This window comes from Synechococcus sp. ROS8604, from assembly GCF_014279655.1.
Taxonomy (GTDB): Bacteria; Cyanobacteriota; Cyanobacteriia; order PCC-6307; family Cyanobiaceae; genus Synechococcus_C.
This window is the reverse complement of sequence record NZ_CP047946.1, coordinates 1,240,579-1,253,720: the sequence shown is the minus strand read 5'-3', so window position 1 is coordinate 1,253,720 and position 13,142 is coordinate 1,240,579. Positions and strand designations below refer to the sequence as shown.

General features: G+C 46.9%; 14 protein-coding genes. 9 read left to right on the top strand and 5 right to left on the bottom strand.

What is annotated here, in order from left to right; all coding sequences use genetic code 11:
• Positions 1-583 precede the first annotated feature (583 nt).
• The 3 genes from SynROS8604_RS16220 (at position 584) to SynROS8604_RS06610 (ending at position 3,519) form a co-directional block, all read left to right on the top strand.
• Positions 584-817 (top strand): SIR2 family protein, encoded by a 234-nt coding sequence (locus tag SynROS8604_RS16220; protein WP_186545863.1) that lies wholly within the window; start codon positions 584-586, stop codon positions 815-817.
• Between the two features lie 887 nt (positions 818-1,704).
• The gene (locus tag SynROS8604_RS06615) at positions 1,705-2,040 is read left to right on the top strand and encodes a hypothetical protein (RefSeq protein ID WP_186545586.1); all 336 of its coding nucleotides are present in this window, start codon (positions 1,705-1,707) and stop codon (positions 2,038-2,040) included.
• 1,122 nt (positions 2,041-3,162) lie between these two features.
• Complete coding sequence (locus SynROS8604_RS06610) at positions 3,163-3,519, top strand: heavy metal-binding domain-containing protein (RefSeq protein WP_186545585.1); 357 nt, start codon at positions 3,163-3,165, stop codon at positions 3,517-3,519.
• A gap of 42 nt (positions 3,520-3,561) precedes the next feature.
• Here SynROS8604_RS06610 and SynROS8604_RS06605 read toward each other — a convergent pair whose 3' ends face one another.
• Positions 3,562-3,828, bottom strand: coding sequence for a hypothetical protein (locus tag SynROS8604_RS06605; protein WP_186545584.1), 267 nt, complete (start codon positions 3,826-3,828; stop codon positions 3,562-3,564).
• On the opposite strand from SynROS8604_RS06605, the gene SynROS8604_RS06600 reads away from it, so the two are divergent.
• The gene (locus SynROS8604_RS06600) at positions 3,827-3,967 is read left to right on the top strand and encodes a hypothetical protein (protein ID WP_186545583.1); all 141 of its coding nucleotides are present in this window, start codon (positions 3,827-3,829) and stop codon (positions 3,965-3,967) included. The genes SynROS8604_RS06605 and SynROS8604_RS06600 overlap by 2 nt on opposite strands.
• Positions 3,968-4,190: 223 nt before the next feature.
• On the opposite strand, the gene SynROS8604_RS06595 is transcribed toward SynROS8604_RS06600, so the two are convergent.
• Positions 4,191-4,562 carry a thermonuclease family protein gene (locus SynROS8604_RS06595; protein ID WP_255445287.1) on the bottom strand — a complete coding sequence of 124 codons (372 nt, stop codon included), beginning with the start codon at positions 4,560-4,562 and terminating at the stop codon, positions 4,191-4,193.
• A gap of 687 nt (positions 4,563-5,249) precedes the next feature.
• Between SynROS8604_RS06595 and SynROS8604_RS06590 the strand changes: the two genes are divergently transcribed.
• Positions 5,250-5,456, top strand: a complete 207-nt coding sequence (locus SynROS8604_RS06590) for a hypothetical protein (RefSeq protein WP_186545581.1) — start codon at positions 5,250-5,252, stop codon at positions 5,454-5,456.
• 253 nt (positions 5,457-5,709) lie between these two features.
• Positions 5,710-5,943, top strand: a complete 234-nt coding sequence (locus SynROS8604_RS15460; protein WP_222930133.1) for a hypothetical protein — start codon at positions 5,710-5,712, stop codon at positions 5,941-5,943.
• 1,433 nt (positions 5,944-7,376) lie between these two features.
• Here SynROS8604_RS15460 and SynROS8604_RS06585 read toward each other — a convergent pair.
• Entirely contained in the window at positions 7,377-8,030 is a 654-nt protein-coding gene (locus SynROS8604_RS06585; RefSeq protein ID WP_186545580.1) for a DUF938 domain-containing protein, read from the bottom strand.
• Between the two features lie 433 nt (positions 8,031-8,463).
• On the opposite strand from SynROS8604_RS06585, the gene SynROS8604_RS06580 reads away from it, so the two are divergent.
• From SynROS8604_RS06580 to SynROS8604_RS06570, 3 genes are all read left to right on the top strand, one after another.
• Positions 8,464-10,635 carry a glutamine synthetase III gene (locus SynROS8604_RS06580; protein ID WP_186545579.1) on the top strand — a complete coding sequence of 724 codons (2,172 nt, stop codon included), beginning with the start codon at positions 8,464-8,466 and terminating at the stop codon, positions 10,633-10,635.
• A gap of 14 nt (positions 10,636-10,649) precedes the next feature.
• The gene (locus tag SynROS8604_RS06575; protein ID WP_186545578.1) at positions 10,650-11,186 is read left to right on the top strand and encodes a thermonuclease family protein; all 537 of its coding nucleotides are present in this window, start codon (positions 10,650-10,652) and stop codon (positions 11,184-11,186) included.
• A 78-nt stretch (positions 11,187-11,264) separates the two neighbouring features.
• A complete protein-coding gene (locus SynROS8604_RS06570; protein ID WP_006852447.1) occupies positions 11,265-11,492 on the top strand; it encodes a hypothetical protein in 228 nt (75 codons plus the stop codon).
• A gap of 249 nt (positions 11,493-11,741) precedes the next feature.
• Here SynROS8604_RS06570 and SynROS8604_RS06565 read toward each other — a convergent pair whose 3' ends face one another.
• On the bottom strand, positions 11,742-11,957 hold the full coding sequence (locus SynROS8604_RS06565) for a hypothetical protein (RefSeq protein ID WP_186545577.1): 216 nt from the start codon (positions 11,955-11,957) through the stop codon (positions 11,742-11,744).
• A 178-nt stretch (positions 11,958-12,135) separates the two neighbouring features.
• Positions 12,136-13,113, bottom strand: coding sequence for a polyphosphate kinase 2 (ppk2, locus tag SynROS8604_RS06560; RefSeq protein WP_186545576.1), 978 nt, complete (start codon positions 13,111-13,113; stop codon positions 12,136-12,138).
• Positions 13,114-13,142 lie beyond the last annotated feature (29 nt).

Sequence of the window (13,142 nt, the reverse complement as noted above, 5' to 3'; positions counted from 1 at the left end):
GATGCTTTAACATCAATTTATAATTCAAGAAGAAAGTCTTCAGGAGAATCTACGTTTCATCAACCACTACACTGCATGACATAAATTACAGAAAGGAAGGATCAAAATGGATAAAATAGAATAGACTCAATTGCGGCTCTACCAAGCCCGTATTATTCGTTGGCGCCGGTGTATCACGAAGATACTTAAATGCCCCCAATTGGCGAGCACTACTGGAGGGAGTCCTTGAGTTTATCAAAAACCAACAGAAATTAACTTTTATCGTCAAAAAACTGACAAAAAAGATCTAGATAACGACTTAATCGAAGTTACTGAAATCATTGCAGATCTTGTTCACACATAGGCATGGACCAGGGAAGGAAAAAATATCATCAATAAATCACTTTACAGCCCTAGCATTTCTCACAAGGTATTTTTCAAAAGGCTTGTTGGCAATATAATATCAAGTTACAATACTCCATTAGCTGAACATGCTTCAGAGCTGGAAGCCTTAAAAAGCATAGATGCTCAAGAGGTAGTAACAACAAACTACGATCACTTTTTCTCAGACCTCTTGGGCCTAAGGAAGTGAAGAGGGCATGAAATCCTTGAGAAGGATGGAGCGACTTCTGTTCTGCATGCACATGGATCAATCGACAACCCTGATTCGATAACCATCCTCCCATCGGACTACGAGGATTTTTCTATAAAGCACAGAAATTCAATTGCTAAATTACTCATAGATTTCATTGAAAATCTTTGTTTGTTGCTTAGTTACAGTCTCTCAGATCCCCAAATCAAACAATTCCTAGTAGACTTGGCTGAAGCCACGAATTGAAATTACTTTTCCAATGTTTACACGATATCTTAGTCTCCCGAAGATGGTGATCATTGAAGCATAAAACGCCATACAGAGTCGCGACAGAAGCAAGAGAAGCAATGATAAATATTCTTAAAACACAAGATTCTGAGTGAGTTGACGAAGCCTTTGCGTTATGCGTCACAGAACAGAACTGTTAAGGATAATCTCATCAAAGAAGATAAAAGTGTCGATCTCTATAAAGACGAAGAGAGATCCACTATCCGAAGCAAGAATGGAAGGAGGTGAGGTTCCAGGTGGAGCAGATTCAGATGATCTCTAGATCAATGTAGTTTCCTCAGATACCTCAAAGACATCTGAGGAAACTGACAATAAAAACTAAGAGATAGAGGCTGGAAGTGCTATGCAGACAATGAGCCAGGGAACGCTGGCGGTTGGCCAGCCTTCATCGAAATCTAGTTCGCTGGTCATTTTCAAGAAAAATAGTGAGAAATATGTTCTCAAACTCGATAAGTGGATAATTAACAACAGCACTATCGCTGAACTAGTTGGCGAGGGATATGCCCTGTATCCCTGCAACAGTGACTACAACTGTGAGCGTTAGCTTCCGGACCTGCAACACTAAGGATTCAAATTGAACATAAGCATTCCCACCTAAGGCTATGTCGAGACGAGCGGCGCGGAAAACGCCATGGAGTGCGGCTGAGTACCCCCTCTTTGTGTCTGTGCTTGGAACAAGAAAAACCCACCAAAGACAGAAGTTCTCGGCATCTTATTAAGCATTGTGATGGATTCATTGGCGCATATCTTCATCCCAGCTACTTGCATGAATTGGTTACGGATACCCCTAAACCAGTCTCAGATTGCTGAGATTGCGCCATTGTCAGGTGAGCACACAGGATTCGATGGCTATCAAATCGAGAGTTTTCTCAAGCCTCATCCAAAACAGGTTCATCAATGCTGTTGTCTGCATTGGAATGATCGGAGTCGCATCGTTGGCGACAGCTCCAGCAGCTGAAGCAAACAAGAGCAACAGTGAGCTGCGCCATGAGAACAGGCAACTACGTCGTGTCGTGCGTCATGACAGGCGAGATTGGAGTCGATATCGCCGTAATTCCTATAGCAATGGTCGATACAGCGGTTACCGCCCTCTTCGCCCAGCCTATGCCTATGGATATGGATATCGGGATGGAGTCAGGTATCACCGTCCTTCTGGCTTCAATGTGCAAATCGGGTTCTGATCAGAAAAAGCTGTTCAAAGAAACCTTTTGAACAACGTGGGCTGACAGCTAAATCATCGCTTCAGTCAGCCCTTGAAGCTGCTATTTGCCACTCCCTGCTTAATAATATCCTTCCACTTATTTCTAAGCCACAGAATCTTCTATTGACATTACTTAAAATCAGTTCCAAACCTTTTTTCCAAAACAAAACCATAAACCGTTACAACCGATAGATCATAAAGGTCACAGATTTCTTTATTACAATCAGACATTTTATCTGGGTCAAAAACGACCGCATTGGCTTACCGTTGCTCCTTGATTTTTCTGTTTACGCAATCCTTATCCCAAAGCTGAGCTTTTCTCTCCCAGCGCCCGGTTGCTCCAAATCTAGAATCAACTTCTGTGACGTTAATAACACACCCCGCCTTAACATTATCCCATTACTGGAATGACATCACCGCAAGGGTTTCAGAGTTACCGTAGTTAACCTCGGCTTTAGAGTGGACTATAAAGTTATAGTGACCAAAGCCGCAGAAAGCTGAAACGTGGCAGTCATCACTTTTAAATGATTCATCATTCTATTGCTGAGATAGGTCTTCGTAACCTCAAGAGGCTGGAGCATGATTCATAACATCGGACACGAATAGCAAAACGTTTTCATCACACAAAACATTGAAGGTTGTGGCAGATCACCAAAGCTAGACAGGGAGTGAGATAGTCCTCCGGATTCTTGTCATCCTTTGCAGCTTTGGTCTGACAATGAACGATCTGAAAGTCACACACTGGCTCAGTGTTCCGATAGTCAACGGTGGGTAGCCGGAAGAACTCTCGCCTTTGAGCAGAACCGCATTGTTACCGCTCAGCCTTCATCAAGGCATTGGCCATGCGATGAAGCCAACGCTAATAGATGTCAGAATCACTTTTGACCCATATTGTTGGGTCGTATATGCAGTTGCCATAGCCAAATGTTGAAGCAAAATCCCTGCTTGCAATCGCCAGATCGATGGATAGCTAGACCCTACGCCGTAACCCTAGAACAAAAAGGTCAACATTATTGAAGAGACCGATGTCGTAGATCAACTCAGCAAATTCAATCGACAATGGCATCTTAAGTTGGGACAATTTAAGGGTTGAAAACTGACCATGCTGATTACAACAACGCCAACCGTGGAAGGCAGGAACATCATTCACTACCGCGGTCTAGTGACGGGCGAAGCAATCATCGGGGCCAATATTTTCCGGGACATGCTTGCAAGCATGACGGACATTATTGGGGGGCGCTCACGTGCGTACGAGCAAGCACTGGAGAAAGCCCGACAAGTCGCTACTGAAGAAATGGTGGCAAGAGCAACCGCTATGAAAGCCAATGCTGTGATTGGCGTGGATATCGATTACGAAGTCTTTGGTGAAGGCGGAATGATGATGGTGTCACTCAGTGGCACAGCTGTGCTTTTAAGCAGTGAAACACCGCAAGGGGAATTGCCGACGAGGTCGTCATAAACCATGTAAAGACGGAGTGAAATTCACAGGCAGCGATCAGAATCAGCTTGCAGGCTTGAAACCTGGCCCTGGCATCACTGGAGTACCACCGTTGCAGAAATTAGAAGCAAACACTTCTTTGTCCTGAACTGTCCAATCGGGTTTATTGGCTTGATACCAGGCAATGCTGTCGCTGTAGCAGGTGTTCCAACGCGCCGAATGCTGAGCAATGGGTCGCAGTGAAATCGCAACTGATGCAGAACTCACTGTGGCAACAACAGCTAATACGGGAAACAGGTGGGCATTGATCATCTCGCGAGCTTGGGACATGGACGAACGATTCGATTTCCACCATTCTCACCTCACGTCAGGCCGAGAATCCGCTGAACAGAAAAACCTCGCGGCACTCGAAACACCTGCTCGCATGGCCTCTGCCGTGGGTCCTAAAGATGCAACCGATCGAGAGTGAACAGATAAAAGAAAACCCCGCCGAAGGCAGGGTTTCTCGGCTTCTCGCTGGGAGTGTTGCCTAGTTTCCACTCCGTGAAGAAGCCCTCCTCACTTACCTATTTTGAGTCCCAAACAACGCCCTGCAACAGATCGTCAACACTTAGATGACTGTCACAGGAGAACCTCAACTGTCATGGAGGAATCCATCAATAGGGTTGCTGACGATCAAGGAAGGAACTTTTCTACTGGTCAGTGCGGTGCGTTGCCCACGCGCATTGCCACGCATGTCGCTGAGAAATCACAGCATGACCATTCTCTACCTGCTGCTGGCCAACGCTGGTGTTATCAATGAAAAGCTCCGCAACCGTGCGCCCATAGCGATCAGTGGTGATTCGGCGGATACCCACCAATCGACCTAAAACCAATGTTCTCAAATGGAATGCCGATTGGTCGGCCAAGCTGTTGTCATAGGCAGTGGGCTGCATTCTGGTTGCCCTGAAACGAGGCCGCTTCTTCCTTTCAGGAGCATCGATACAGGCCAACCTGACTTTTTCAGCATGGGTGGTCGTACAAGTATCCCCGTCGTAACACGACTGAAATCGCACCAAAGGCATGTCTTGAACACTCACATGTTCCGAAAAACCATGAGCCAACATAAGAAGAAAGACGGTAGAAGGAATGTTGTGCATGGCACCATTCTCGCGAAAACCCTTGCCCAGCTCAAAAGCCTTAGCTCAACATCCCAAGAGAAAACAAACGACCGTGCAAAGGCCATCTCAACAGATGGCCTGAATATTGAATGGTCTACTTAGCGGTCGAAGCCCAATAACGACGGTAGATCGACTGTGTTTTAGGAGAGGCGAATAGAATGGCCATAGCAAGATTTGGTAATGACTAAATCCCTGATAGCTGTCTCGGCAGATGAACACAAGTCGTGAATGACACAAATCAGCGAACATTGGAAAGATTTAAGATTCAGGCCGCAGTTGTCTTCACTCACGCAATCGGAGAAGCCATCAATAATCAATCCTTCCACGAACAAGACAGCATCAATATCAATTGATCGAGGCGAGCAGAGAATGATCATTACAAGCAAATCAAATCGCTTTAGATTGACCACATGATTAATAACTTGGAAAATCTGGTTTAATCAGACGAACGAACACTCGGAAGAAACTAGACTTATCTTCAAATCCCTCAGGAATAAAGCCAAGAGCCTGTAAGGAATCACTTCACGCGAAAGACAAATACGAGAAATTGCTCCAGAATTCTGATGAAAATCCTAGAAAGACCGTGCTCGAATGGACAAATTTGTCGATGTACGACTGAGTGCAGAAGAAGCTGAACTCATCGACTTTGCACTCGATCTGGTCGTTGATGCTTACGGTAAGAACCTTGAACAAGGGGGAATCGTTGATCAGCTGAAGGAAAAGTACAGGGGCACAGATGCAAGGGCTTTTGTAGACCAGCTCCGCAGACGCTGCTATATCGCCACTGATCTGGATTGATCTTCAGAGGAATGAAATCGACACATCATTCCGACAGACGCATCGTCGAAGCAAAAAATGAAAACCGCAAAAAAGGAGAAGAAAACTTGATGATTTTCTTTCAACACATTCAAGCCAAAACTTAAGTATCAATTCAAACCACAAAAAAAAACGCGTTGTCCGTCAATTCTCACCACTCGGTATGGATGTGAACACTTTGCTTGCTAATGGGAGCCACAATACGAGAAACTGTCAACCATAAGTAATTTTACTCATGGTTGATATTGAACGGCTCACTCCTGATGGGTGGAAGCCCAGTGCCAGACAGGAAGATATCCATGCAGCGGTCACCTATGCGAAAACGCTTTGCATGGAAGAACCCTCTACGTACAGAGTTCTCCGCAACGACGACTTAATCTGTCTCGTACGGCAGCAGGGAATCATCTGGATCAATGCCAGCTCAGAAGTCATGGGACAAACTCAAACTGAAAAACCTATTTCCGTTTGATCACAAGGGCTGAACATCTTGATGTGTTGGGAACGCATCAATAACATATTGCACGTTCTCTATGTCTTTTGCCGGCAATCACAGATACTGGAATAAGCACACTAAAGCATCACTCTACTCGAAAATAATCCATATAATGCATGACTTAACAGCTGAGATTGAGATGCTTCAGTAAGATGAGAGCTGATTGAACAGAATCAAACATGCAAGGACTCAAGTTTTTGACCTTTTGCTTGCATGCACCCGCTTGGATGAGATTTTGTTACACCAGCACGAGCTAAATCAACACGAAGCTTCAGTTGATCAAATCCAGCTGAAGTTGAAAAGAATGCAAGTAAGGCTGGCTTTGACTATCCCGATGGAGAAATGAAGTGGCGCAATCGTTGCAACCAGCGATAGGCTAAAGAGTAGAAAATACAAATATTATCAACCTTATTGTCATTTTCATGCAATTTTACCCTCTTTAGCCTATTCCTGCCAAATCCATCCACGTTAAGCAACAATCTTGAGAGATGATAGACATACGCGTAAAGGCATAAATCGACTCAGATTGTCGCTTAGGTTCCAAAAAATGCAGAGTTTGAACAACATCTAGCAAATGACTCAGTAAAATTAGTTGCATCTTCCTCAGCTCAAGCAGAAATGGGCCAATCAGTACTATCAAATTGTTGCTTTTCCTGCCTTGCATGCAGCAAAAAGCCCCGCTTAGCTGCGCTAAGCGAGGCTGGGTGATGGGGAATCACAATCATGACACACTTTGGCTTGTTTTCCACAAAATCAGCCATCTAGGGCCCTTTCGCCAGTTTTCTCCACAGCATGTGGGAAATAGGCCTGGAGTTGAGATGATCTGTGGAGGATTTGCTCGAATTGGTGGAGAACAGCGCATCTGCAATGCAGGAATCAACCTATCCTTCAATGGGCTGGGTGATGGGGATCATTCCAGTGGACTCTCCCTCCTACCGAGGGGATTTTTAATTGGGACGAAAACAAGAGGGCATCGATGAGTGTTGGGAAATGGCAGTGGGGTTGCAGTCGGCCTCGCCAAGGTCTTACAAATCAGTGCGATACAATAGCAACGGCAAGTACTAATATCTTCTAAATTGCATTAATTCGCAAATAATCAGGTGGAATACAATCAACCATGAAGGAACACTAAACAGCAACTAAACACAAATCCAAGCCTTTTCCCCGCGATTAGAATCAACCTTCTCCGCAAATACTGATGAATATTTTAAATCATTAATGCAAGAACCCCCATTAAAAGTGCAGGCAGAAGGTGTTTATGGGCCAATAAAAAAGAGATAAATTGGCCTCAGTATTGACTGGAAACAACTTAATGTTTTGATTCAAAATGCAACAGGAAAGATGTATAGCGCATACCAAAAAATTTTGAAATCAAAACACGATTCAATAAAGCGATAGAGTTGGATAGATTAGAATAAATTAATGCAATTAACTTCTTTAGTTAGGCTAACGATAAGATTATTAGCTGGACATTCTTGAAAATACATTGCTTGGAGGCCAACTTGACTACAAAGTTTCTCTACAGCTTCAAGATCTCGAACCCCCCAAGATGGATTACGATCACGAAGCGATTGATCAAAGACCTCATTACTCAAGCTCGTATGAGATCCGTTGCGGCGAAAAGGTCCATAGAGTATGAAGCGACCTCCCATCGGAAGGTGTTCAGATGCTTGATCGATTAATGATTTGCAGCAACTCCAAGGAGCGATATGAATCAGATTGATCGCAATCACAACCTTTAATTCAAGCCTGATGGATTCAGGAAGCAGCCAAGGACGATCAAGTACATTGAGTTGCAATGCTTTCGGCATCTGATCACTCAAACTCTGATGGGCAATCCAAGCGTTAATGCTCTGGCAATGGCTTGGGTCAGAATCACTGGCTTGCCATCGAATACCAGGGAAACGCCGCTGGAAAGTCACAGCATGTTCACCACTTCCACTTGCTATTTCAAGGACAGACCCATCCTCAGGAAGCATTTCAGCAAGAGCGTCACCAATGGGGACACGATTACGCTCCGTTGCCGGAAAATAAAGACGGTCTTGATCAGACGATGAAAACATCACAACAAATAATTAAAACTTTTTGGTTGTCAATGAAACCCAAAAGCCGAGCCAATATCTAAAGAATAAATATTTATCATAAAACCACAGATTATTAAATTACTATAACCCATCTACAGCTTGCAATCCCATATCCATCTTGATCCAATCATCAAAAGATTCACTCAAAGCATTCCCAATCATGGAATAAAGTGATAGGTCACAAAATCAAGAGGACCCGTATCTCTGCCGCCTAGGCTTCAAATCCAATCTAGTCTAGAAAGCTTCCTGAGCATTTAAGCCTTTAGTATCAATCTGAGATGAGTAGCAGCGGTCTGCTTAGCCGTGCTCTTTCCATGAGCTGTTGTCATGGAACAAAAGCAGCAATCAATTGACGCCCCGCTCAGGGCCTAGCTTAAATGTCACAAATACGCCCTGAGGGGTTTCAAAAGCGATGCCCCATCCTTCACGTTTGGCCGCCCTACAGGCCATTCAGCAACGCAAGCCCATGGCTTGTGCCAAAACTCCTCCACTAGAGGAGATTTGGGCTAGTGATGTCTTCACACTGGCGCGCATGAAAAATGCGCTCCCGAAGGAAGCATTCAAAGTGGTTCGTCGCGTGATCCGTGACGGAGGCAAGCTGAACCTGGAGGTCGCTGATGCGGTCGCTCAGGCCATGAGGGATTGGGCAGTCAACAACGGTGCCCATTACTACGCGCACGTTTTCTATCCCCTTACCAACTCAACTGCAGAGAAACACGACGGTTTCATCAGTCCTCAAAAGGATGGTCACGCCATCCATGAATTTTCGGGAAAACTGCTTATTCAGGGAGAGCCAGACGGCAGCTCATTCCCCAATGGCGGCATCCGCTCCACATTTGAAGCCCGGGGATACACAGCTTGGGACATCACCAGCCCGGCGTATTTAATGCGAACGCCCAATGGCGTCACCTTATGCATCCCCACAGTGTTTGTGAGTTGGACAGGAGAAGCTCTCGATAAGAAGACCCCACTCCTGCGCTCTAACGCAGCCATGAATCGCCAAGCACAACGGCTGCTGCGTTTGCTTGGCAACAAGGACGTGGCAGCCGTTAATAGCTCTTGTGGAGCTGAACAGGAATATTTTTTGATCGACAGTCAATTTGCCACGCTCCGGCCCGATCTACTTCTCGCAGGCAGAACCCTGTTCGGTGCTCCCTCTCCGAAGGGACAGCAATTTGATGATCATTACTTCGGTTCCATTCCTGAACGGGTTCAGGTCTATATGCAAGACGTGGAACACCAGCTGTACAGGCTAGGAATTCCTGCAAAAACACGACACAACGAAGTCGCTCCCGGGCAGTTCGAGATCGCACCTGTTCATGAAGCCGCCAACGTGGCGACCGATCATCAACAGATGATCATGACTGTGCTTCGCAGCACAGCAAAACGGCATGGATTTACATGCCTCATGCATGAAAAACCCTTTGCGGGAATCAATGGCTCCGGCAAGCATGTGAATTGGTCGGTGGGCAACAGCACGCAGGGCAATCTTCTGGACCCTGGCTCAACGCCCCACGACAACCTGCAATTCCTCCTGTTCTGCTCCGCCGTCATCCGTGGCGTGCATCGCTTCGGCGCACTGTTAAGAGCCGTCGTTGCAACAGCAGGAAATGACCATCGCCTCGGAGCCAATGAGGCACCACCCGCGATCATCTCGATGTATCTGGGCAAACAGCTCGAAGAGGTCTTTCAGCAGTTCCAGCGTGGTGAAGTTACCGGAAGCAGCGCAGGAGATGTGATGCGTCTTGGTGTCGACAGCCTTCCTGAGTTCAAGAAGGATGCCGGGGATCGCAACCGAACATCTCCGTTTGCTTTTACAGGGAACAGATTCGAATTCAGAGCCGTGGGATCTGGGCAGTCCGTGGCGGGTCCACTGGTGGCAATGAACACCGTTCTCGCCGATTCGCTGGAGTGGGTTAGCGATCAAATCGAGGCACAGATGGCAGCAGGCCAATCTTTGGAAACGTGTGCTGCTGCTGTTTTAAAGCGGGTGATGGATCAACACGGTGCGATCGTTTTTGGTGGCGATGGCTATTCCGATGCATGGCATCAGGAAGCAACCGAGGAACGAGAATTGGAAAACCTACGCAACACCGCCAACGCCCTTCCAGTGCTGCGACGGGATGACGTGAAGGAGCTGTTTCAGCGTCAAGCTGTGATCTCACCGGTTGAATTAGAAAGCCGCTACGAGGTTTACAGCGAGCAGTACACGCTCGCAGTGGAGGTTGAAGCCAAGGTTGCACTGTCCATGGTTCGAACCCAAATCAGCCCCGCTGTTCAGAAGCATCTGGGCTCTTTGGCACGCAGCATCAGCCAACAACAAGCCGTCGGTCTGAATCCAGATCAACGGACGTTGCAACAGACAGCAGAGCTAGGGCAACGGATGCAGGATCAAATCAACGCCCTCGAGGAGGAATTGCACCAGCTGCATCAAGGCGACACAACAGCCTCCATGAATCATTCAGCAAACGTCCTGCTACCACGACTTCTACAGCTGAGGGGTGTGGTGGATGGACTTGAGCAAGCCGTGGATGACGATCGTTGGCCCCTTCCTTCCTATCGGGAGATGCTGTTCGTCAGTTGAGTAAACATCCGGTCATGGCATCAACCTTGAAGGCGGTAGGTCGCAACGTTCTGTTCGGCCTACTAATGGCTGCAGCCTTTCCAATCGCTATGGCTGCTCAACCGTCTCATCCCAGCCAAAAAGTCACCGTCCTTAAGGTCAACAATGGCCAAGAGGTTCTGGTGGAAATCAATGGAGAAGGAAGGGCCGTGCGCTTGGCCTGCATTCAAGCTCCTTTGGAGCAGCAACAACCTTGGGCCAATCAAGCAAGAACAGCCCTGAGCAATGCACTGCCGCAAGGCTCTGTCGTCGAGATGGAACTACGGGCCCGTGACGTCTATGGGCGGGTTGTCGCAAGGCTCCTGAAGGAGAAGACAGACATCGCTTCCCCACTCATCAGCAGAGGACACGTCTTTGCCTACGACGGTTATCTGGGCCGATGCGACGACCTGGACTACCCAAGGCTAGAGAGACACGCGCAGCGCAGCAAAGCAGGCCTATGGGCAGTGGAAGGAGGACTGTCACGACCATGGGACTTGATCGAGGCCAGTGGAAGACAAACACAACACTAGATATTTGTCACTTGGTAAAAATTGCCACAACGTTGCTTCTAGCAATAGAGCTGAATAGACGAAGTATCGACTTTTTTCATGGGCTACGAACCTGGGAGTACTGATTGCCGCCTGTTGATTGATGCAAAACACCATCTCGAAGAAGCGCTGTTGACCTTATACGCCATGCCGCACACAGATCACATCCAAAGACAATTGAAAGCCGTGTACCGGCAGCTTGAAGGAATGCATGATCTCAAACGAGCCGCTGGATCTCAGGTGTCCCTTCAGAGTGCTGATTGGTACTCAGGGACCGTGCGCTCCTGACTCAGGAACGAGCCTTCCAAAGAATTCAGGATTTGACCTCGCTGATCAGCCACAATTGAAGGGTTGCATCCCTCACTGCATGTTTGAAAATCGCGATCGACCGGCCTGGGTGAACTGGCTATTTCTTGCAATCTTTCTTTGGAGCTCCTGGCAACTCGCAGGTTTTTGGTTTCAACAGCTCCACGGCTGATGCAGCATTTGATCCCATAAAAGGCAACGACAAGTCACCTTTAGAGGGCCACGCAGGCATCATTGAGTGTTTTTCTCCCTCACAATGGTTCCTCTCGCAATCTTCATATTTCCCATAATTTCATTTGCCAATGGCTGTGTGTAATTGAACCATCGCTCGATGGCTTCAAGCTCTTCTTCCTGGTACTTGCCAAGCAATTCAATCAAGCGAAGATCCATGTATTCATGAATAATTGAACCCCAAAACCTTATTTGCCAGAAAGCAGTAACCCGCATCAATAGTCACAATGAACAGCGACATATGAAAAAAATCATTGTAGCCAAGACAAAAATTATGGATTGATCATAAAAGCTAGTGGCATTCTGCATTCGATGCAGCTGCTACAACACTCTCGTTATACAAAAATGCCACCATCAAAGATCGACTCCATAGGATCAAACCGCAAGAGGCCAATCAATCACTGGGTGAATCATAGGGATAATGATTAGGAACAAAAAATTGTTCATTGATGGGTGGTCTCTTATAAGACCCCTGTTTTGGCCTTGGTGGTAATTCAATCGCTGGAGGAGTCATGTCTTCCCAGGGCACTTTGCTAAGAATGTGCCTCAAACAATTAAGACGGGCTCGCCTCTTATCGTCTGCTTCTACCGAGAACCATGGCGCTTCAGGGATGTTGGTGCTTGCGAACATCAGATCCTTTGCCTCAGAAAACTCAACCCAACGATTACGAGCCTCAAGATCCATTGGACTGAGCTTCCAACGCCGCGTGGGGTCATCGATGCGTGATTGAAAACGATTTTCTTGTTCCGTATCACTCACGGAAAACCAATACTTCAACAACAACACGCCACTACGAACCAACATTCGTTCGAACTGAGGGCAATCCTCAAGAAAGGCCTCAACCTCCTTAGGAGTACAGAACCCCATTACCCGTTCCACACCAGCACGGTTATACCAACTGCGGTCAAACACCACTATTTCGCCCGCAGCTGGAAAATGTTTCACATAACGCTGGAAATACCACTGCGTTTTCTGAAGATCAGAAGGGGTACCCAAAGCAACCACTCTGGCTCCACGGGGATTTAAGGGTTCCGTTAAACGTTTAATCGTGCCTCCCTTACCAGCTGCATCCCGTCCCTCAAACAGGATGATCATGCGGAAACCCTTTTCCTTGATCCAGTACTGCATTTTGACGAGCTGTGTCTGGAGTTTTTCCAGTTCAGACTCATAGATCTTTTTCTTGAGTCGTTCACCGTTGTGACTTGGCCGCTCGAGTTCATCTCCGTGCCATTCAGGCGAGGAATCGCTGTTGTGCTGGCTTTGATCCACGGCATCAACCCACTCATCAGATATGGGCTGCGAAGGGGTGGATGGGGCCGTTTCCTTGCTTTTGCCGTTGTGTTTTGACTTTTTGTTCTCCTTATGGCCCATGAAAACGGGATCAGCAACATCCCATTGGT